Here is a 19,583-nt window from a genome sequence, read left to right as displayed (position 1 = left end):
TCTATAAGGGGGACGGAAGGGGGATCTATAAGGGGGACGGAAGGGGGATCTATAAGGGGGACGGAAGGGGGATCTATAAGGGGGACGGAAGGGGGATCTATAAGGGGGACGGAAGGGGGATCTATAAGGGGGACGGGAGGGGGATCTCCCAAGGGGGACTTTGAATAAATCCGGTTCCCCCCTTGTTAAGGGGGGCTAGGGGGGATCTCTTCTCAAGTGGCGATTATTGGGCATCAGTTTATGGCTTTCTCTGTTCAGTTTAGATCCCCCTCGCATCCCCCTTAAAAAGGGGGACTTTGAGTCTATTTAGTTTCTTTAAAAGCAGGACTAGGGGAGATTAATGAGAATTCAGGGCGATCGCATTAATTTGTTGACACACACTTTCAAAATGATTGAGTACCTCGTCATTCGTAAACCGAACGACCTGCAAACCATAGCCTTCTAATATACTGGTTCTCTGAATATCGTATGCTTTTCCTTGGTCTGTAAAATGAGAATCTCCATCTATTTCAATGACTAATTTCAATGCAGCACAGTAAAAGTCTACAATGAAGTGATCAATAAGTCTCTGTCGCAATATCCTGAATTTGAATGTTCTCAGGTAGTCTCGCCAGAGTTTTTTCTCGGCTGGGGTTGGATTTTGGCGAAGGGATTTGGCTCTGGCTACCAGGCGCGAATCATAGGGAAGATGGAATTGTGTAGTATTGAGGTTTCGGTTGCTTGATGTTGGTAATGCCATTTTTTTTAATAATCAATTGAAAAGGGTAAATTTGAGTCTATTTACCTCCTCTTAAAATAGGATTAGAGAAGATTTAATCCGGTTCCCCCATGTAACAAAAAGCGAAGTATCTTTGGGTCTCCCCCTTAAAAAGGGGGGACTTTGAATCCGGTTCCCCCCTTTTTAAGGGGGGCTAGGGGGGATCTCTTCTCAAGTAGCGATTATTGACATCAGTTTATGGCTTTCTCTGTTCAGTTTAGATCCCCCTAAATCCCCCTTAAAAAGGGGGACTTTGAATAAATCCGGTTCCCCCGTGCAAAAAACGCTCTCGCATCCCCTGGTCTCCCCCGTGCAAAAAACGCTCTCGCATCCCCTGGTCTCCCCCGTGCAAAAAACGCTCTCGCATCCTCTGGTCTCCCCCGTGCAAAAAACGCTCTCGCATCCCCTGGTCTCCCCCGTGCAAAAAAAGCGAAGCATCCTCTGGTCTCCCCCGTGCAAAAAACGCTCTCGCATCCCCTGGTCTCCCCGTGCAACAAGAGCGAAGCATCCTCTGGTTTCCCCCTTTTTAAGGGGGACGGAAGGGGGATCTATAAGGGGGACTTTTAGTGCTATGTTTGTGTAGATTTCGCTTAAGGTTCGTTAAAGTTATAACCAATGACAAAGAACTAATGCTCCTTAACTAATAAAGTTACAGCATAAGCCGCTATTCCTTCTTCTCGTCCCACAGGTCCTAATTTCTCATTGGTGGTGGCTTTAATCCCGATTTGATCGGGTTGTAATGCTAAAGTCATGCTGAGGCGATCGCGCATGGTTTTGATGTGGGGCTTCAGCTTGGGACGTTCGGCGACGATTACCGAGTCAATATTGCTAATCTGCCAACCCTGCGATCGCACGAGCTGATTCACCTGACTCAATAACTCTAGACTATCGGCTCCTGCCCATTTTGGGTCGGTGGGGGGAAAATAATGACCAATATCTCCCAGACTCAATGCGCCTAGCATGGCATCCATTATCGCATGGGTTAGGGCATCCGCATCACTATGCCCTAGCAATCCGAGTTCGTGGGGAATGTTTACACCCCCTAGAATCAAAGGGCGTCCTTTCTCTAGTTTATGGATATCGTAACCGTTACCAATCCGGATAGTCATTGCTTTTTCCCCCAGGTTCACCTCAATAATTTACCAAATCCCCATCCTTACCCAACTTACCCCATGACTAATCCCTAACCACGATTTTCTTTATCAACTCTTTACCAAACCGATTGATTTTTAAAATCATAGTAAATTTTTGCCACTTTTTCCAGAAATTAAGCGTCAAACCCTTCAAATTTATCAATAGCAAGCTATTCTCAGTAATAAGAGTGACAACACCCCTTTAAGTTTAAATAATCTTTCAACCTCGTTTAGGGTTGTCTACTTATAAATTTTATCGCCGTTGAATTGGGCCAAACGCTGAAACCTTTAACGACGATTTATTATCCGTTTCTCAGAACCAGCAACCTTATCTTGAAATTGCTCATTGTACTCAAGCTAACCCTCCTATGAAACCGCAACACCATCGAATTCCCGAAGAGCAAGCCCAAGACGTTTTGATGCGAGCTGCTCAACTCTATGCTCAGCACAACCAAAGTTATTCTGCACAAGAGCTAATCGATGCTGGAACCGAAGCCCAAATTCCACCAGAGTTTATGGAAGAGGCGATTAATCAGATTGAGTTAGAAAATATCCAAGCTGAGGCTCAACTCCGGAAAGCTAAACGCGGTAAACCCTTATTTATGGGATTCGCGATTTGTCTTCCTTTATTAATCGCCCTTGGCGTAGCCGGATGGTTGTTGCCGAGAAATAGTGTAACCAATGCCGCCGTCAGTCAGTCAGCCCAGACAAACCAGGCGATATCCCCCCTAAGTAACCTCAGTTCTGCCACTATAGCGCCGAGTAACTTTAAATGTGCTGGCTTAACCCTCAATGGCGCTGATTTGAGTGGTAAAAATCTCAAGGATGCCGATTGTACCAATGCCGATTTAGCCAATGCTAATTTGACCAATACCAATCTCGAAGGGGCAAATCTGAGTCATTCTAACTTAGAAAATGCTAATTTAAATGGCGTTAATCTCAAAGGAGCAGATTTAGCTGGAGCGAATTTAGCCGGGGCAAACCTAGACAGCGCGAACCTAGAAGGCGCGAACCTGAGTAATACAGATTTAAGCAATGCCAATCTCAACAACGCCACTATCACAGGAACGGATATGGCTGGAGCTAACTTAGACGGGGCGAACTTGAATAACGCTCAAAAATAAGCGGTTCCCCATAGTGGGAGCATCTTGCTCCCTGGATGTTGCTCCCTGGATGTTGCTCCCCCAGCTCCCAGACGTACCATGCTACGTCTCTAGATTGCTCTCCTAGTGCAAGAATGCAGAAATAACTGAGCAGTTAACAGCTCCCCCTGCTCCCCCTGCTCCCCCTGCTCCCCCTGCTCCCCCTGCTCCCCCTGCTCCCCCTGCTCCCCCTGCTCCCCCTGCTTCATCGTGTCTACAAAGCTGCTCAAGTATTTTTGCCGCGCTGCACTAGCTCCCCCACCACTCTTGCCGAGGGAGGTGGCAAAATGTTCTCTAGCAACTGTTGTAGATTCGCTGACTTGTTAAGCTTCTTTAAGGATAAACTGAAACAGACCTACGTGAATCTACTTACCGCAACCTCAACATTATGAAAGAGCTTGACCTGAAAAAGACCATTGACGTACTCAACACCATTATGGAGTTTGAGTTGGCTGGCGTCGTGCGTTATACTCATTACTCCTTGATGGTGATTGGTCCTAACCGAATTCCGATTGTAAACTTTTTTAAGACACAGGCTAGCGAGTCTCTGCTCCACGCTCAACAGGTGGGAGAAATTATCACAGGCTTAGAAGGTCATCCCAGCCAAAAGATTGCGCCCATCGAGGAAACCTACCAACATTCCGTGCAGGATATTTTGCAGGAAAGCCTTAATCATGAGAAAAAAGCATTAGATCTCTATAAAGACCTTCTGCATATCGTGGAAGATGCATCCGTGTACCTAGAGGAATTTGCCCGTGGTCAAATTGGTCAGGAAGAAATGCACAACGTAGAGATTAAGAAAATGCTGCGTGACTTTAGCTTGTAAAGTATTTTGCAGTTAAGGAGAAACATCATGCGACCTAATGACACACTACTTTTTGCAGGACGGGATTTTGCTTTTGAGGCAAAGCTTAAATCAATATCAGACAATTACTGGAAATCAAAGGAGACAGCTAAACCAGATTCACCAACTATTAGCAAATCAAGACCAGAGATAGAAAGGAGTAATTTTTTTAAGGATGACTACCGCAAAACGTTATATGAATGTAATAGTTGGGATTACGACGATGCTAATAAGTATTGTGGATACTTAGCGCGTGAATATAACGGTAGTCGATTTGGTTCTTATCCTCTATGTGATGATTATGGTGAAGATTCATCGCCATAATTATTTAGCTACTGGGATAGTAAATTTCCTAGGCATTAACTAATCTAAGTAGAAAGTATCTCCATAGCAGAGTAAGCCGTTATGGAGGTATCTTAACAAAGCTAATTTCCTAAATATTTAGTTCAGTAGTAGATGCATCCTGATTCTCTATGTAAGCTCGTTCTTACTAACTTCCGCAGAGCTTAATCATTACATTACTTACAATCCTTAGCTGCTAGATTAATTTCTGCATTACCTAAATTCAACTCATCATCAGTAAAGCTAGGTCTATGAGCTAACATTCCCATTTTTACTTGTACTGGATTTGCTTTACCTGCTTTAAAGACTTCACAGTAATTTTCATACCCTTGCTTACTATCTTCTTCACCTCCTAAATCTACATAGACTTGTTCATTGAATTTATAACCCATCTTCTTCTTAATCTTGTCTGTATGGCTGAGTATCATTTATTCATCAGTATTAAAACAGTTCAGGCAAGGTTGGTTTTGAACATACAACTCCAGCATAATTTTCATATAAAGTTTGCACATCATGACCAGTTATTTCAGCAACTACAACAGGATTCATTCCAGCTTCTAGGCAATGCGAGATAAATGTATGACGTGTATTGTAAGGCTTTCTATGCTCAATTCCTGCTTGTTTTAGGCATTTTTTCCAAGCTCTCTGACTAAAGTTATGGTCATCAATTGCATTACCTTCCGGGCTAGGGAATACTAAATCATCAGGTTTAGCATCGCCTGGTTTAATTGATTGCAGCATTTTTTTTAGCTTGTCATTAACAGGGATTATTCGAGCTTTATTAGTTTTAGTAGACTTATGAACGCCGCGAGTTATAGTTTCACCAATCCAGATAGTAGAAAATTCATTAGAAATATGCTTCCATCTTAAGCCTATTGCTTCGCCAGTCCTTACGCCAGTAGCAAAAAGGAATTGCACATAATTTGTATAGTGCTTGTAATGTTTATTTGTTTTAAATGATTCTATAATTATGAGAATTTCATCTTTGCTGAAAGGTTTACAAGGTTGTTTGGGTGGGACTTTTATTCTTTCCTGTAGCTCTTTCCAAGGATTGTATTGAGTAATTTGCTTAGTCTTTGACCAGTCCCAACAAGCATTTAGTAAACATAGATAAATTTTGATAGTAGATGCTGACATTGATTGCTCAAGATATTGAACGAAACCTTCAGCGTTATCTAGACTGACAAATTCTGCCACCTTGTTGGCATCAAAATAGCTATCAAGATATTTTATCACTACTTGATATTTTTGTTTAATAGTACGTTTTGATACAGTTTTAATTTTGTACTCTGTGAATGCAGTAAACAGTTGATGAACTGTCATTCTTGCCTGTGTTGGTTTAGTTTCGTAGACACTGGCATATCCTTTTATATCTTGAGGCTTGTATTTAGCTAGAGTAGAGTCAAAGCGTTCATACTTGATGTCAGACTCAATCAATTGAGCCTTAGCTTCAGCCAGTTTCCGGTTTTCTTTAGTATCTGATAATCCTAGAGATAAGCTGTAACGTTGTCCTGCCACTCGCCAGCGTAGTCTTAGTCTGTCTCTGAAGTTTTCTACTACCACAGTGCCTTTTGAAGCCTTAGAAGCGGTTCCAGTAGATGTAATGGCTCTCATTGGGTATCTAATCTTGGGTATCATATTTCTGTACTCTAATTCATGATACCCAATTGATACCCGAAAAACAACTAAGACACCCAGATTTTGTACGATGACTCTGGATGTCTCAATTAAGCTATAAGCTTACAAGCCTTATAGTACTATAGACTTCTCAAAAGCCCGTGACGAGGATTGAACTCGTGACCTCACCCTTACCAAGGGTGTGCTCTACCACTGAGCTACACGGGCATCATCATAGACGTTTCTCATACACACACTCTATAAAATAGAGCAATGTGGTGGGCCGGGTTGGATTTGAACCAACGTAGGCGTAGCCAGCGGATTTACAGTCCGCCCCCATTAACCACTCGGGCACCGACCCATTTCGTTCACAGTTACCCATACTAGCACAACTTTTTATTTATGCTCAACTTTTTTTCGGACGCCCCCGTTTCAGCCATCTGAGCCATCTCCTCCAAGGGCGGGTTTTACCCCGCCCCTACACCCCGGCTTCCAGACAGAGGTTCCACGCCTTACGTCTCTACTTTCCCTTGTAGTAGCACCATCTCACCCATCTGCTCAATCTCATCCATCTCGGCGTTTGGTATCAGAAATAACAATTGCTCGGCTAAGCTGGCTCTATTATCGCAGCTTAACCTTGTTTATCTCTATCAACGAACGGAATTAGCCGAGGAATCTTTATACAAATGGTTAGAAGATTAGGGCGACGTAAATTTTTGATCTATGGCGGTGCCGCGTTAGGAACCAGTATTCTCCTCAAAGCCTGTAGTGAACCGCCGGCAGATACCACCGTAGATGCGACAACGCCTGACTCGGCGGTGGGTGGTAGTAGTGGCGAGACGATAAAAGTCGGAATTCTCCACTCCCTGAGCGGCACAATGGCAATTAGTGAAAAAAGTGTTGTCGATGCTGAACAACTCGCCATTGAGGAAATCAACGCCGCCGGTGGTATTCTCGGTAAGCAGATTGAAGCGATTGTGGAAGATGGTGCCTCAGATTGGCCCACGTTTGCTGAGAAAGCGAGAAAGCTAATTGACCAAGATAAGGTCGTTTCCGTTTTTGGTTGCTGGACTTCTGCAAGCCGCAAGGCGGTATTGCCTGTCTTTGAAGAGAAAAAACATCTGCTCTGGTATCCTGTGCAGTACGAGGGTCAGGAGTGTTCTAACAACATCTTCTATACAGGCGCTGCTCCCAATCAGCAGATTGAGCCAGCCGTGGATTGGTTGCTGGAGAATAAGGGCAAAAAATTCTTCCTGATTGGTTCTAACTACGTGTTCCCTCAAACCGCCAACACGATTATTAAGGCACAGCTAAAAGAACTCGGTGGCGAGACGGTTGGCGAAGATTATTTAGAGCTAGGGGAGACAGAAGTTACCCCAGTTATTACTAAAATCCGTGCCGCGTTACCAGAAGGGGGCGTTATCTTCAATACCCTCAACGGGGATAGTAATGTGGCATTCTTCAAACAGCTACAGGGTGCAGGTTTGACACCCGACAAGTATCCGGTTATGTCTGTCAGTATCGCTGAAGAAGAAGTCAAGGCGATTGGGTCCGAATACCTCAAAGGTCAGTATGCGGCTTGGAACTACTTCCAAACCGTTGACACACCACGAAACCAGGAGTTTGTCAAGGCATTTAAGGCAAAATATGGTGAAGACCGAGTGACCAATGACCCGATGGAAGCCGCCTATATTGGGGTTTACTTGTGGAAGCAAGCGGTTGAACAAGCGGGAACGGCTGATGACTTAGAAGCTGTCCGCAAAGCGGCTTATGGTCAGAAATTTGAAGCCCCAGAAGGGATGGTGACCATGAATCCTAACCATCACCTCTCGAAAGTGGTGCGGATTGGTCAAGTGGGAGACGATGGTTTGTTTGAAATTGTCAATGAGACAGAAGCCGCCGTCGCACCGATTCCCTGGAATCAATTTGTGGCTGAAACTAAAGGGTATGGTTGTGATTGGTCTGATCTGAGTAAGGGTGGTCAATACAAGTTATAAGACGTATAACCTCTGGAGGTGGCAGACAGGGAACAGGAAAGATAGGGGAGTCGGGGCGGGCGCAAGTCCCCTCCTTGGTGAGGCAAGAAACGATAATAGTGAAAAGAGCCCCTACACAATAAAAAATCAACTATCAATAATCAACGTAGAAAATTGTGCTAGCAGGACTTTTAGATAGTCTCTATGGCGGTATCAGTATTGGCGCTGTTCTCTTAATTGCAGCCCTAGGATTAGCCATTGTGTTTGGACTCATGGGTGTGATCAACTTGGCGCACGGCGAGTTGATGATGCTGGGTGCTTATACGACCTTTGTTGTCCAAAATGGGTTCAAGTCTCTGGGGGAACCCTGGTTTGAAACTTATATCATCTTTGCCGTACCGATCGCGTTTCTGGTTACCGCCGCTGTGGGATTGGTTCTCGAACGGGGCGTAATCCGCTTTCTGTACGGGCGCCCCCTGGAAACTTTGCTAGCAACGTGGGGTGTTAGCCTAATTTTGCAGCAGTTTATCCGCAGCGTAAATTGGGTGATGGTGATTGGTATTTTCCTATTTTGCCTGCTGTTTTTTGGGGCGCTGTGGGTGCTGTCTCGTCGGGCAGATTTTCCGAGGATTCGCTCTTGGGCAATACCAACAATGCTGGTACTATCCTTAGGGATTGTCTTTACCATTGGCAAGGTTTTAGGTGAAACCTTTGCCCTGGCGACGACTAAACCTTGGTTTGGCACTCAGGGTGTCGATGTAACTGCACCAACTTGGTTACGGGGAGGGTGGTTAGTTGAGTTACCCGCAGGCAGTTTTCAGTTATCTTATGTCCGACTATTTATTATTGGGCTAACTATTCTTTGCATTACGGGAATTTACCTATTCTTACAGCGTTCAGCTTGGGGATTACGAATTCGCGCTGTGACTCAAAATCGGAGTATGAGCGCTTGTTTGGGTATTCCTACGGGTAAGGTTGATGCTTTAACTTTTGCCATTGGTTCGGGATTAGCAGGAGTGGCGGGTTGTGCGATTAGTTTGCTGGGTTCAGTGAGTCCCAATACAGGTCAGAATTATGTCGTCGATACGTTCATGGTGGTGGTGGTTGGCGGCGTTGGTAAATTGGTAGGTTCGATTGTGGCGGCGTTAGCGATTGGGACAATTAATTACCTGATTGGTTCAGGAATACTGGCTTTGCTCTTTCAGCCAATTGAGCCGTTATTTGATTTGTTTACCTTTTTTGCCACCACCAGTATGGCAAAGGTGATGGTGTTTGCCCTAATTATTATTTTCCTGCAAATTAGACCGGGCGGTATTTTCCCGCAGAAGGGACGCTCCTATGAATTGTAATGACGAATGACAAATGATATCTGACTCAGTAATTGAAATTCCTGGAATAGAGCGACGGCGACAGCGTCGTCGATCACTGCTGATTGAAGTGGGTGTGGTTACTCTCATCGCCCTGGTGTTGATTATTGTCATACCGTTGGCGCTGTCTGACTTTCGCCTGAGCTTGTTGGGGCGATTTTTGGCATTGGCGATCGCCGCCTTGGCAATTGACTTGATTTGGGGCTATACCGGACTCTTGAGTCTGGGTCATGGCATCTTTTTTGCCCTGGGGGGTTACGCTTTGGCAATGCATCTGAAATTAGCCCCCCTAGAAGGCGATACTTTGCCAGAATTTATGAGTCTCTACGGTGTGGATACATTACCCTGGTTTTGGCAACCGTTTAATTCTTTTGGGTTTGCTGTTTTTGCCGTTATTGTTGTTCCAGCTATCGTCGGGGGCTTATTTGGCTATCTTGTCTTTCGTAACCGGATTCGAGGCGTTTATTTCTCCATCCTCACCCAAGCCGCAACCATTATATTTTTCAATTTCTTCAATGGTCAGCAGAAACTATTTAATGGTACGAATGGTTTAACCAATTACCAAACCTTGCTGGGTGCTAATGTGAATGACGACCGAACCCAGTTTATATTTTATACCATTACAATCCTGTTGCTGATCATATCTTATGCCATCAGTCGCTGGCTGACTCAGGGTCGTTTTGGACGCTTACTGGTGGCGATTCGCGATGATGAAAGTCGGGTAAGGTTTTCGGGCTACAATCCCACCGGTTTTAAGGTTCTAGTTTTTGCTATTTCTGCGGGGTTGGCGGGAATCGCTGGTGGGATGTTCACCCTGCAAACGGGTATTGTTTCACCGAAAGCGATGGATATTGCCTTCTCGATTGAAATGGTGATTTGGGTGGCGGTTGGTGGTCGAGCCACACTCGTGGGGGCAATTTTAGGGGCGCTGGTGGTCAATTTTGCGAAAAGCATTTTAAGTGAAAACTTTGCCGAAAGTTGGTTATTTTTCCAAGGGGGATTATTTTTGTTGGTGGTAACGGTGTTGCCAAACGGAATTGTCGGTTGGTGGCGGTATTCCGGTTATCAGGGGTTGCTTAGTTTATTCGGTAAGCGTAAAGAAGTGATTACTTATCCCAGTTTAGAAGAAGACCCAGAGGTGCAGCGAGAACGAGAGGAAATTAGTCATTAGTCAAAACACTGATTTCACGGATTTCTTGGAGATTGAGGTAGGGGAGTGAGAGGTTAGTCACACACGGATGACACTGAAAGGTTAATTCCCTATAGTTGTCATTTGTCCTTTGTTATACTCGCTTCCGAAAAGAAGCAAGCTACGTCCTTTGTCCTGGGTTAGCTAAACGTTTGCCAACTATGAATCAACCGATATTATCAATTGAAGATTTAACCGTTAGTTTTGATGGCTTTAAAGCACTCAATAACCTCAACTTCAGTATGGATACTGGAGAGTTACGGGTGATTATTGGACCTAATGGTGCGGGAAAAACTACGTTTCTTGATGTGATCACGGGAAAAGTACAACCAACCCGGGGGAGAGTTCTGTTTAAAGGACAAAATCTGCGGCGCAAATCTGAACATAAGATTGTGCAGATGGGTATTGGTCGTAAATTTCAAACGCCGCGAGTTTATCTAAATCTAACGGTTCGAGAGAATTTAGATTTAGTCTGTAATCGCCATAAAAATGTTTTTTCGACTCTCTTTGGTCGTCCGGCTGCATCGGAACAACGCAGGGTGTCAGGATTATTAGAAACGATTGGTTTAGTTCCTAAAGCCGATTTACAAGCTGATTTACTCTCCCATGGGGAAAAGCAACGGTTAGAAATTGGTATGTTAGTGGCGCAATCCCCGGATTTATTGCTTGTCGATGAACCTGTGGCTGGGTTAACGGATGAAGAGACGGGAAATATTGCCGAATTACTAATCGCCCTGGCTGAAAGTCATTCGATTATTGTGATTGAACATGATATGGAATTTGTGCGGCTGATTGCCCGTAAGGTGACGGTACTCCATGAGGGTTCGGTGTTATGTGAAGGCAGTATCGATGAGGTGCATAATGACCCCCGTGTTATTGAGGTGTATTTAGGACGAGAGTCCTCGATTAGCGCTGATCAAATGAAACTGCTGCGAATTGTGACAGCGATGGCTTGGTCTGATGGGGATTTAGCGCCTGAAGAAGCCCAGTTAATTATCTCTCGATTGAGTCAATTGTTTTCGCCTGATAGTGAAGAACAGGAAAAATTACAAACAGAACTACGGGATTATCTAGCGGCAAATGTTGATATTGATGAATTGGTTGCTCAAATTGAAAGTCCTGAAGAACGGGAGTTGATTCTGAAGTTGGGTTATGAGGTGATTAATGTTAGCGCCCGCACGCCGAATGAACCGACGATTAATCAACAAGAAGCAGCCGCTTATAAAGAACTGGTGAAACTTCTGGATTTACCGGAAGCTGTGGTAAATCGCTTAGAAGCAGATACCGCCGATTCGTTGTGATTGAGGGATAGATTCACAAAATATGTTTTTTGTCAAATTTATTTCTAAATAAGCTCAAAAAATTTTGTCATTGGGGTATGCTTGTATTTTGGGAGTTTTGCCGACGCTAGGGAAGAAAATGACGCCAGACTAAGGGTTTAAAGCCTGTGTCTTGGCAAATTAACTACAATTATCCTATGTTACCATGCTATACAAATTTTAATATATCATACTACAGCTAAATAACAACGTCAAATTGGGCTTTTCCAGGGACTGCTGCTGCCCAGTCAAAATTCCCTAACATTTACAAAATCAAATAGTAAACTTTAAACTGAAAAGTTTTATTTATAATAGCTTTAACCTATAATACCAGTTCAGTTATCGGTGGGGAGGGCGGGTTTTGGGGAAATGTTATCGGTGAATAGCGGAATTTAGTCCCTAAACCAGCCCCGACAATTGACTTTGAAACAAGGCTCAGGGAATAATTTTTACGTCTTGCGATCGCGAACTGTGGTTAAACCCAGCGATGCTCTAAGATAGTTCCTAAACTTAACAATCCTCAATAATGTTTGAGCGATGCTGCACTACACTAAGAATACTAATTCAAGGCTTCTAGCTATGAGTCAAACTGACCAAGTAATATCTAAAATCGATCATCAATCCTCAACTCAGCTAATGCTGCAAATTAGGGATGTGAATGTGTATTATGGCGAAAGTCACATTCTGCGGGATGTGGATTTAACTGTACCCGTCGGACAAATGGTTTGCCTGATTGGACGCAACGGTGTGGGCAAAACAACCCTATTGAAAACGATTATGGGGTTGCTCAAACATCGAACGGGTACAATTACCTTAGCCGAGCAACCGATTACCCATAAATCCCCCGATCAACGGGCAAAATTAGGAATTGGTTATGTCCCCCAAGGACGGGAGATTATTCCGCGCTTAACGGTAAAAGAAAATCTGCTGTTGGGGTTGGAAGCCTGTCGTCAGGGTAGAGGGAACAAAGCTGAGATTCCTGAAGAGATTTTTAGCTTATTTCCCGTTTTAGAATCCATGCTATCTCGCATGGGGGGAGATTTAAGTGGAGGACAACAGCAACAACTTGCGATCGCGCGGGCTTTAATGGGGAAACCGCGATTACTGGTGTTGGATGAACCCACAGAAGGAATTCAACCCTCGATTATCTTAGAAATTGAAGCCGCTATCCGTCAGATTGTCAAGTCTACAGGGATTTCTGTGCTGCTGGTGGAACAGCATCTGCATTTTGTCCGACAAGCGGATTGGTACTACGCGATGCAAAAGGGAGGTATTGTCGCATCGGGTTCAACTCGTGAACTAAGTCCTCAAGTGATTCAGCGGTTTTTAGCGGTTTAATCGTCCTTTGTTAAGCAACATGGGAGACGGTAAGATGAGGGACATAGAGGAGATGGGGAGATGGGGAGAATATTTACAATCCCAAATTGTGTTATGACTGAAACATCAAATTCACAGGATTGACATCTGAAAATTCTAATTTAGATGGGCAAAGGGTGTTTTGTCTAGAGTAGAACAATGACGGTATTATGTTTGTTTTATGCATCACTCAGAATCGGGTATTATTTCTCATCATCCAGGTATGGCGACTCCTTCCGCGCCAGCGCGTCGCTTCCGTCTGTTTGCTAATCCTGGACTCTGGATCAATCGTATCAGCCGTCGTTGGAGTATTCATCAAAAAATTGGTTCTGGCTATTTTTTAGCGGTAAGTATTGCTGTTTTAGGAACGGCGACGGGATTAATCGTGGGAGAACATTATGATGATCGCGCCAGAGAGTCGTTAGAAATTACCCAGGAACGACTGGGTATGTTGAGAAGTTTAGAAAAATCTTTTTTCACTATTCAATTGTACCAAGAACGACTAGCTTATTTATCAGAAAATCAGCTAGTAGAAGCTGATAATCTTAGGGGATTAAATGAAGCTTTAATAAAAACCGATAATCAACTCGCACAATTACAATTTCATTTAAAAAATCATCGTCAATTACCAAGGGATTATAGGAACTCCTCAAAAGAACTATTGAATTATTGTGATCGGGGTTTAGACACCTATCATCAGGTCGTTAGCTCTATTTTAGCAAGACTTAATTATGAAATGCTTAATCCCAGCCAAATGCAAGGGATTCAACCTTTTTTGGTAACAACCTTTAAAAGCGAACTGATTCCCCAATTTGAAACAATTTCAGCAAGTTTAGACAAGCTGGTTCGCTTAACTGAAATTCAACAACAGCAGGCAAAGGCTAAATTTAAGGACGCTAAGATATTACGGGCTAGCATCATTGCTGGAAGTATGATGCTATCGATAGGAATTGCGGCTGTTTTAGCCATCTATACCAGTCGCGCGATCGCACGTCCGATTCAAGCAGTAACCCGCATTGCCGAACAAGCCACTCACGACGGCAATTTTGACCTGCAAGCCTCGGTGACAACTGAGGATGAAATCGGAGTGTTAGCCACATCTCTAAATCATCTGATTCAACGAGTCGCTACCCAAATTCACGACTTACAGCAAGCCCAAGCGCAACTGATTCAAAGTGAAAAAATGTCTAGCTTGGGACGGATGGTAGCTGGACTTGCCCATGAAATTAATAATCCGGTGAATTTTATTCATGGTAATCTGACCTATGCCCAAGACTATACTCATGATCTTCTAGAACTGTTGCATCTATATCAGCAGCATTATCCCCATCCTTCGGCAGAGATTCAAACTAAACTTGATCAAATTGATTGGCAGTTTATTTGTGAAGATTTTCCCAAAATCATGAATTCCATGCAAGTGGGAACTGAACGCATCCGCCAAATTATTTTATCCTTACGAAATTTCTCTCGCCTAGATGAAGCAGACATGAAACAAGTCGATATTCATGAAGGCATTGAGAATACAATTTTAATTTTAAATTCTCGCCTAAGTCGGGGTATGGAAGTGATTAAACACTATGGGCAGATTCCTTTAATTGAATGCTATCCGGCTCAGCTCAATCAAGTTTTTATGAATATTATAAACAATGCTATTGATCAACTAAGCAGCGAGCCAGGATTGAGCAAACTGCAGATTATTATTCAAACCCAGCACGTTGCTCCTAATCAAGTTGAAATCAAAATCCGGGATACAGGTTCTGGGATTCCTCCAGAAATTAAACCTAAAATATTCGATCCATTTTTTACAACCAAGCCGGTGGGACAAGGAACGGGAATGGGTCTAGCTATCTCCTATCAGATTATTCAGAAACATCAGGGAAAAATAGAGGTGATTTCAGAATTAGGTCAGGGTTCAGAGTTTGTCGTCAGCTTACCGATAAAACCTGGATAAATCCGTGAATTATACAGTATGCGATCACAATAACTCTCCTTTTTACTTAGACTTTGAACTGAGAAATGATTATAATTGTGATGGGAGTTTCTGGCTCTGGCAAATCTAGGGTGGGTCAAACTTTAGCTCAACGCTTGGGATGGCAATTTCGGGATGCTGATGATTTTCATACTCAAGCCGCAAAAGATAAAATGAAACAAGCCATACCCCTAAACGATCAAGACAGACAACCCTGGTTAGAGGCGATGCGAGTGGCAATGGATCAGTGGCTAATGGCAGATGAAAATACAGTATTAGCTTGTTCGGCGCTCAAGTCAAGTTATCGTCAAATTTTAGGTATTCAAGATGCACGAGTCCAGTTTATTTACCTGCAAGGTAGCTTTAAACTCATTTATAAACGGCTCAAACATCGCCAAAACCACTTTATGCATGAAAGCCTGCGGCAAAGTCAATTTGAAACATTGGAAGAACCGACTCCCTCTGAAGCAATCTACATTGACGCTTCCCAATCTCCAGAGGCAATTGTTCAAAGCGTGATCAATAAGTTGAACCTGGACTAAATTTTGCTCATCGTTGATTGTTGATTCTGTTCCCTGCTCCCTCGCCTCACCACAAAACTTATTCAGCAACCCCTAATTACCTTCCCCATTTCCCGGCGAACAATCGGGTAACTCACTAGCGGGAACCACTGAATCGGAACTAGCAAATCCTTGCAATTTTTGTTTATAATCAAGTAACTGTTGCCGAACCTCTTGTGAGTCAGTCTGACCAATCGTCTGACCAATCATCCGATTGACAACATTAATCGCTTGTGACCAGTTTTGGGTACAGACAGCTTGTCGCAATTGGGCATTGAGGATAGATCGAGGGGGACTAACTGTTCCAGTAACACCTCCCGCCAGTCGGACGGAATTTGGCAAAGATTTTTCTTTTTCAGTGGTGATTGTGTCATGTTCTTGGTGAGGTGTACCGGGTATTAAGACAGTGAAATTACCTGGGGCTGAGGAAAAGGGTTTCCCAATGGATTGGGCGACTTGAATCGGGGGTTCAGCATGCCCGATTTCCGGTACTAAAGAGTCACTTACCAGCAAGGTGGTGATCAAGAATGGGAGTAGTAGTTTGGTATTCACGGTTCTATTTCTTTAGCAAGGCTATCAGCATCACTTTAGCCCAAAAAAGACTCATACAAAAATACAAAAAAGGCGCACTGTTGGTAGTGCGCCCTGGCTTATTCATTAGTAACAGAGGCATAAGTTTGAGAATCCTGCCACAGCTTAGAGAGAAAAAACTCGGTGCGATCACTCAACTTGACTACAAACACACCCTCTTCACCATTAGGATTGGATGTCATCCAGTTGCCTTTGAGGGTGACTTCGATATAGTCAGCATCACAAATCGATAGGGAAATGTCATCGATTGTTTGTTGCCGAACCGCCTTTTCTAAGTCAGCCAACTGAGGCATATCGGCAGGCAGTAAAAACGAAGCAGTGCTAGATCCAACCCAGAGGCTGGATGCGGCTCGCAGCGCCAACATGACTCGGGAAGTCACCCATTCCTCTAGAGAACCCGATAGACGCTCTAGGTAAAAGCCATTTTCAGTATAAGTAAGTTTCAGCATGACCTGTATTCTCCTATTATTCCAGGTGTACGTGCTGTTCGCGCCAGAACTGTTCGGCAAAAGCCACAGTGGGATGCATGGGCGCTTTAGGCTGGGTGAGTAAAGTCATTCCCGCTTGCTCAGGTGCGCGATCGCCTTTTCGACTATTGCACTGTTCGCAGGCAGTAACTACATTGTCCCAACGATGGTTTCCGCCCTTAGAACGGGGGATAACGTGGTCGAGGGTGAGCCGTTTGGGGCTACCACAGTATTGGCAACGATGCTTGTCCCGGCGCAAGACTTCCCGGCGATTCACAGGGGGGACTTTCCAGACGCGATCGCAATTAGCTTTGGTCAAGCGAATCTGTTCAGGGACAAGCAGGACTAAGCTGGGTGAATGCACTGGATATCCTTGACCATTACACCAATCTAGCGGTTCGGCTTTCCCAGTAACCAGGAGCGTCACCGCCCGCTTCATGTTGACTCGACTCAGGGGTAGGTAGTTCTTAGAGAACACCACCACTGAGCGCCTTAATCTTTCAGTTACACTCGTCACGCTTTTTACTCCTTGGGATAAGAAACCCCGCTGCTGTTTGAGTCAGAGCGGGGGATTGGAAAAACGTTATGGTTTTCTTGTCCTATATCGGTACGGCTTGGATGCGCCTGTACCTCCCGCTTTTGTGATCCGGTTTTGGATTGATGGTTGTTAAATGCTCGGCGTCAAAATTAAATAGGTTGCCGATTTTGGCTGTACCTGGTTCTATCGAGGGATATCCATCCCCAATAAAAAACTCCACCGACAAACCTGCTGAGCGCCAATCGCCGAGGCGACTGGTATCAGGGCAAGTGGTGGAGATGGATAGATGAAGGCTCACAGAAGGTAATTTGTTTCAATACGGCTTTTTAAATACTACACTTGTATTACGAACCTGTCCACATAGTTGAGGAAAAAAACATGATACGTGCCATTCCTAGGACTTCAACCACTGACATGGAAGTAACCAGCATCCGCTTGGAGAGGGAGTTAAAGGAGAAGCTCAAAGATCTTTCTGGCAACCAAGGCTATCAAGCCCTGATTCGAGATATCCTCTGGAATTATGTCCAGCATAAATCGGGGGATTATCGACCCAACTTTTGCGAATCGGATATCAGAGTCAGCATTCCGGCTACCGCGCAGCAAGAAGAGCGGTGTGTACTCACGGGCAAATTTATTCAACCCCAGGAACCCATGTTATTAGGACTGACGTTTAACGGCGATATGGTACCCCTCAGTCTGGAGAGTATGCCGCAGGAGACATCTAGAGCTAAAGCGGCGCGTTAGGCATCCACCTATTCAAAATGCGCTATCTGTAGGGACACGACATGTCGTGTCCCTACAAGAGGTTTCCTTTTATTCTCTTAAACAGAAGCGCTACAGTTTCTCAATCTCTTCTCTAGTAAGTCCTGTTGCTTCTGTGATTGTGTCAATATCAGTCCCTTTTTGTTTTAAGATTCTGGCTATGTTAATCTTTGCTTGCTGTTTGCCTTGCTCTATACCCTCCTCAATTCCCTCTAATCTTCCCTCTGAACGCGAACCTTCTATCAGGCTGATTTCATAACGCTGATTCTCCATAAATCTCAGGTAGTTCGCTCTTTCTTCTTCGCTCAAGCTATCGACGAGTAAATTTTCCTTCGCTTCCGCTAAACCTTGGGCTGTAAATTCCTCTTTGATTTGGCTCTTTTTCAAGAAATATATCCATTCGTCTAAGGTTGTTTTTGCTATGTCGTTAAAATTGTTGACTTTAATCACATAATATTCGGGAAAAATCTCATAGACGTCTTGAATCTTAAACAGCTTCTGCTGGTTTATTGATAGACCCAACCTGTCTTCTAAGTGAAGACCACAAAAATCTAATTTTCCTTTGTAAATATAATCATCCCCCTGTCCCAGAGAAAAGTAGACGACATTCACTGAATAAACTTTTTTGACCTTCCCATAAGGCTCCCCTTTTTCCAGGAAGTCAGTAATTAATCTCGCAGTGCCATAGAGCATCCGATGGAAATAATCTTGCTCTGTATTGTTTTGCACTTCAATGAGAATCAATTCCCCCTGGTCATTTTCAGCCAGAATATCGACTCGATTTAGCTTGTCATCCTCCGCTTGTTGATTGCTTTCACCTTCGAGTATTGATTGGATCTTGATTGGTTTCCCCAATAACTCACTCAAGAAACCTGCCAAAACACCATAATTAGCTTTGTTTCTCAGTAATTTTTTAATCGCCCAATCAAATCTGATGTGTGTTTGGCGCATAACGGCATTGATGGGAACGTTTACTTAGTATATTGTGACAGATTTAGCCCTAATGATTCAAGATACAGCGCTTTGCGCTGTAATAAAGTACAGTAAATAAAAGTCCCCCTTCGCATCCTCACCCCCAACACTTTCAACTTCCTCCACCGCTTCCGGTAACGTCACCGTCTCGCCCACAATCGCTTCAACTCCCCCATTCCCCTCGGACATTTCCCCAATTGCCGACTCCGTTGCTGTCGGTGGAACAGATTTATCCGTATCCGTCCCCTCCTCCTCTATAAAATATCCCCTCAACTCAAGACGCAAAATCTTCCGGTTAAAGGTGGAGATCGTCTTTCGTCATTTGTAAGAGTTTGAGGCGTGTTTACATAACTTAATAGGTTAATCATTTCTAGGGCAAGAAGGTAGAATTTCTGCCTTGGGATAGTACAGCTTTCCCGATGAAGGGGGTTAAGGTGGAGCTGTTGAAACGATTAGGCTGTAGTGGTAATGAGTTCAGACCAAAACAACACATCACCGGAACAGGAAAATGCACAAGAGCAAACTCCAACCGTTGACCCAAAGGATTTAGCGATGAAACCCGGTTATATTGCCGATCGCGACGCCCAGGAAACTGTAAACAATCCAGCCGTAGCACCGCAAATGCTCAATGATCCCAGTGATGATCGGGGAGATTTAAGACGGGATTGACCTTGGGGTATTT

22 protein-coding genes and 2 tRNA genes are annotated in these 19,583 nt (G+C 44.0%); 12 read left to right on the top strand and 12 right to left on the bottom strand.

What is annotated here, in order from left to right; all coding sequences use genetic code 11:
* Positions 1-337 precede the first annotated feature (337 nt).
* The gene (locus RIM23_RS17880) at positions 338-739 is read right to left on the bottom strand and encodes an endonuclease domain-containing protein (protein WP_446368508.1); all 402 of its coding nucleotides are present in this window, start codon (positions 737-739) and stop codon (positions 338-340) included.
* A 644-nt stretch (positions 740-1,383) separates the two neighbouring features.
* The gene (gene ispF, locus RIM23_RS17875) at positions 1,384-1,866 is read right to left on the bottom strand and encodes a 2-C-methyl-D-erythritol 2,4-cyclodiphosphate synthase (protein WP_446337698.1); all 483 of its coding nucleotides are present in this window, start codon (positions 1,864-1,866) and stop codon (positions 1,384-1,386) included.
* 392 nt (positions 1,867-2,258) lie between these two features.
* On the opposite strand from ispF, the gene RIM23_RS17870 reads away from it, so the two are divergent.
* From RIM23_RS17870 to RIM23_RS17860, 3 genes are all read left to right on the top strand, one after another.
* Positions 2,259-3,014, top strand: a complete 756-nt coding sequence (locus tag RIM23_RS17870; protein WP_446368507.1) for a pentapeptide repeat-containing protein — start codon at positions 2,259-2,261, stop codon at positions 3,012-3,014.
* 406 nt (positions 3,015-3,420) lie between these two features.
* On the top strand, positions 3,421-3,858 hold the full coding sequence (locus RIM23_RS17865; RefSeq protein ID WP_446368506.1) for a ferritin-like domain-containing protein: 438 nt from the start codon (positions 3,421-3,423) through the stop codon (positions 3,856-3,858).
* A 27-nt stretch (positions 3,859-3,885) separates the two neighbouring features.
* The gene (locus RIM23_RS17860) at positions 3,886-4,200 is read left to right on the top strand and encodes a hypothetical protein (protein WP_446368505.1); all 315 of its coding nucleotides are present in this window, start codon (positions 3,886-3,888) and stop codon (positions 4,198-4,200) included.
* Between the two features lie 194 nt (positions 4,201-4,394).
* On the opposite strand, the gene RIM23_RS17855 is transcribed toward RIM23_RS17860, so the two are convergent.
* The 4 genes from RIM23_RS17855 to RIM23_RS17840 form a co-directional block, all read right to left on the bottom strand.
* A complete protein-coding gene (locus tag RIM23_RS17855) occupies positions 4,395-4,610 on the bottom strand; it encodes a hypothetical protein (RefSeq protein WP_446368504.1) in 216 nt (71 codons plus the stop codon).
* A 49-nt stretch (positions 4,611-4,659) separates the two neighbouring features.
* Positions 4,660-5,832 carry a tyrosine-type recombinase/integrase gene (locus RIM23_RS17850; RefSeq protein WP_446368503.1) on the bottom strand — a complete coding sequence of 391 codons (1,173 nt, stop codon included), beginning with the start codon at positions 5,830-5,832 and terminating at the stop codon, positions 4,660-4,662.
* A gap of 159 nt (positions 5,833-5,991) precedes the next feature.
* Positions 5,992-6,063 (bottom strand) — tRNA-Thr (locus RIM23_RS17845).
* Positions 6,064-6,111: 48 nt separating this feature from the next.
* Positions 6,112-6,196, bottom strand: a tRNA-Tyr gene (locus tag RIM23_RS17840).
* A 325-nt stretch (positions 6,197-6,521) separates the two neighbouring features.
* Here RIM23_RS17840 and urtA point away from each other — a divergent pair.
* The 7 genes from urtA to RIM23_RS17805 all read left to right on the top strand — a co-directional run bounded on the left by urtA (position 6,522) and on the right by RIM23_RS17805 (position 15,553).
* Positions 6,522-7,832 (top strand): urea ABC transporter substrate-binding protein, encoded by a 1,311-nt coding sequence (gene urtA / locus RIM23_RS17835; protein WP_446368502.1) that lies wholly within the window; start codon positions 6,522-6,524, stop codon positions 7,830-7,832.
* 155 nt (positions 7,833-7,987) lie between these two features.
* Positions 7,988-9,160: an urea ABC transporter permease subunit UrtB gene (gene urtB, locus RIM23_RS17830; protein WP_446368501.1), complete on the top strand. Its 1,173-nt coding sequence runs from the start codon at positions 7,988-7,990 to the stop codon at positions 9,158-9,160.
* A gap of 13 nt (positions 9,161-9,173) precedes the next feature.
* Positions 9,174-10,349, top strand: a complete 1,176-nt coding sequence (gene urtC, locus RIM23_RS17825; RefSeq protein ID WP_446368500.1) for an urea ABC transporter permease subunit UrtC — start codon at positions 9,174-9,176, stop codon at positions 10,347-10,349.
* 179 nt (positions 10,350-10,528) lie between these two features.
* A complete protein-coding gene (gene urtD, locus RIM23_RS17820) occupies positions 10,529-11,668 on the top strand; it encodes an urea ABC transporter ATP-binding protein UrtD (RefSeq protein ID WP_446368499.1) in 1,140 nt (379 codons plus the stop codon).
* A 654-nt stretch (positions 11,669-12,322) separates the two neighbouring features.
* Positions 12,323-13,024 (top strand): urea ABC transporter ATP-binding subunit UrtE, encoded by a 702-nt coding sequence (urtE, locus tag RIM23_RS17815; RefSeq protein WP_446368510.1) that lies wholly within the window; start codon positions 12,323-12,325, stop codon positions 13,022-13,024.
* Between the two features lie 199 nt (positions 13,025-13,223).
* On the top strand, positions 13,224-14,993 hold the full coding sequence (locus tag RIM23_RS17810; RefSeq protein WP_446368498.1) for a sensor histidine kinase: 1,770 nt from the start codon (positions 13,224-13,226) through the stop codon (positions 14,991-14,993).
* A 65-nt stretch (positions 14,994-15,058) separates the two neighbouring features.
* Positions 15,059-15,553 (top strand): gluconokinase, encoded by a 495-nt coding sequence (locus RIM23_RS17805; RefSeq protein WP_446368497.1) that lies wholly within the window; start codon positions 15,059-15,061, stop codon positions 15,551-15,553.
* 72 nt (positions 15,554-15,625) lie between these two features.
* On the opposite strand, the gene RIM23_RS17800 is transcribed toward RIM23_RS17805, so the two are convergent.
* The 4 genes from RIM23_RS17800 to RIM23_RS17785 all read right to left on the bottom strand — a co-directional run bounded on the left by RIM23_RS17800 (position 15,626) and on the right by RIM23_RS17785 (position 17,465).
* Complete coding sequence (locus RIM23_RS17800) at positions 15,626-16,123, bottom strand: hypothetical protein (protein ID WP_446368496.1); 498 nt, start codon at positions 16,121-16,123, stop codon at positions 15,626-15,628.
* A gap of 98 nt (positions 16,124-16,221) precedes the next feature.
* A complete protein-coding gene (locus RIM23_RS17795; RefSeq protein WP_446368495.1) occupies positions 16,222-16,611 on the bottom strand; it encodes an alr0857 family protein in 390 nt (129 codons plus the stop codon).
* Positions 16,612-16,627: 16 nt separating this feature from the next.
* The gene (locus tag RIM23_RS17790; protein ID WP_446368494.1) at positions 16,628-17,146 is read right to left on the bottom strand and encodes an HNH endonuclease; all 519 of its coding nucleotides are present in this window, start codon (positions 17,144-17,146) and stop codon (positions 16,628-16,630) included.
* 82 nt (positions 17,147-17,228) lie between these two features.
* Entirely contained in the window at positions 17,229-17,465 is a 237-nt protein-coding gene (locus tag RIM23_RS17785; RefSeq protein ID WP_446368493.1) for a hypothetical protein, read from the bottom strand.
* Between the two features lie 83 nt (positions 17,466-17,548).
* On the opposite strand from RIM23_RS17785, the gene RIM23_RS17780 reads away from it, so the two are divergent.
* Positions 17,549-17,911 (top strand): hypothetical protein, encoded by a 363-nt coding sequence (locus RIM23_RS17780; protein ID WP_446337707.1) that lies wholly within the window; start codon positions 17,549-17,551, stop codon positions 17,909-17,911.
* Between the two features lie 90 nt (positions 17,912-18,001).
* On the opposite strand, the gene RIM23_RS17775 is transcribed toward RIM23_RS17780, so the two are convergent.
* Positions 18,002-18,880 (bottom strand): Rpn family recombination-promoting nuclease/putative transposase, encoded by an 879-nt coding sequence (locus tag RIM23_RS17775; protein WP_446368492.1) that lies wholly within the window; start codon positions 18,878-18,880, stop codon positions 18,002-18,004.
* Positions 18,881-18,937: 57 nt separating this feature from the next.
* On the bottom strand, positions 18,938-19,186 hold the full coding sequence (locus RIM23_RS17770) for a hypothetical protein (protein WP_446368491.1): 249 nt from the start codon (positions 19,184-19,186) through the stop codon (positions 18,938-18,940).
* A gap of 183 nt (positions 19,187-19,369) precedes the next feature.
* On the opposite strand from RIM23_RS17770, the gene RIM23_RS17765 reads away from it, so the two are divergent.
* On the top strand, positions 19,370-19,570 hold the full coding sequence (locus RIM23_RS17765) for a hypothetical protein (protein ID WP_446368490.1): 201 nt from the start codon (positions 19,370-19,372) through the stop codon (positions 19,568-19,570).
* The last annotated feature ends 13 nt before the right edge of the window (positions 19,571-19,583 follow it).

It is taken from the genome of Coleofasciculus sp. G3-WIS-01, assembly GCF_040223135.1.
Lineage (GTDB): Bacteria > Cyanobacteriota > Cyanobacteriia > Cyanobacteriales > Coleofasciculaceae > Coleofasciculus.
The sequence above is the reverse complement of the archived record's forward strand: the minus strand, read 5'-3'. Positions and strand labels throughout refer to the sequence as shown.

Coding starts and splice junctions, on each gene's coding strand:
- RIM23_RS17860 (WP_446368505.1), top strand. CDS start 3,886: ATGCGACCTAATGACACACTACTTTTTGCAGGACGGGATTTTGCTTTT.
- RIM23_RS17850 (WP_446368503.1), bottom strand. CDS start 5,832: ATGAGAGCCATTACATCTACTGGAACCGCTTCTAAGGCTTCAAAAGGC.
- RIM23_RS17870 (WP_446368507.1), top strand. CDS start 2,259: ATGAAACCGCAACACCATCGAATTCCCGAAGAGCAAGCCCAAGACGTT.
- urtA (WP_446368502.1), top strand. CDS start 6,522: ATGGTTAGAAGATTAGGGCGACGTAAATTTTTGATCTATGGCGGTGCC.
- RIM23_RS17855 (WP_446368504.1), bottom strand. CDS start 4,610: ATGGGTTATAAATTCAATGAACAAGTCTATGTAGATTTAGGAGGTGAA.
- urtE (WP_446368510.1), top strand. CDS start 12,323: ATGCTGCAAATTAGGGATGTGAATGTGTATTATGGCGAAAGTCACATT.
- ispF (WP_446337698.1), bottom strand. CDS start 1,866: ATGACTATCCGGATTGGTAACGGTTACGATATCCATAAACTAGAGAAA.
- RIM23_RS17880 (WP_446368508.1), bottom strand. CDS start 739: ATGGCATTACCAACATCAAGCAACCGAAACCTCAATACTACACAATTC.
- RIM23_RS17765 (WP_446368490.1), top strand. CDS start 19,370: ATGAGTTCAGACCAAAACAACACATCACCGGAACAGGAAAATGCACAA.
- urtD (WP_446368499.1), top strand. CDS start 10,529: ATGAATCAACCGATATTATCAATTGAAGATTTAACCGTTAGTTTTGAT.
- RIM23_RS17805 (WP_446368497.1), top strand. CDS start 15,059: ATGATTATAATTGTGATGGGAGTTTCTGGCTCTGGCAAATCTAGGGTG.
- RIM23_RS17865 (WP_446368506.1), top strand. CDS start 3,421: ATGAAAGAGCTTGACCTGAAAAAGACCATTGACGTACTCAACACCATT.
- RIM23_RS17810 (WP_446368498.1), top strand. CDS start 13,224: ATGCATCACTCAGAATCGGGTATTATTTCTCATCATCCAGGTATGGCG.
- RIM23_RS17775 (WP_446368492.1), bottom strand. CDS start 18,880: ATGCGCCAAACACACATCAGATTTGATTGGGCGATTAAAAAATTACTG.
- urtC (WP_446368500.1), top strand. CDS start 9,174: ATGATATCTGACTCAGTAATTGAAATTCCTGGAATAGAGCGACGGCGA.
- RIM23_RS17795 (WP_446368495.1), bottom strand. CDS start 16,611: ATGCTGAAACTTACTTATACTGAAAATGGCTTTTACCTAGAGCGTCTA.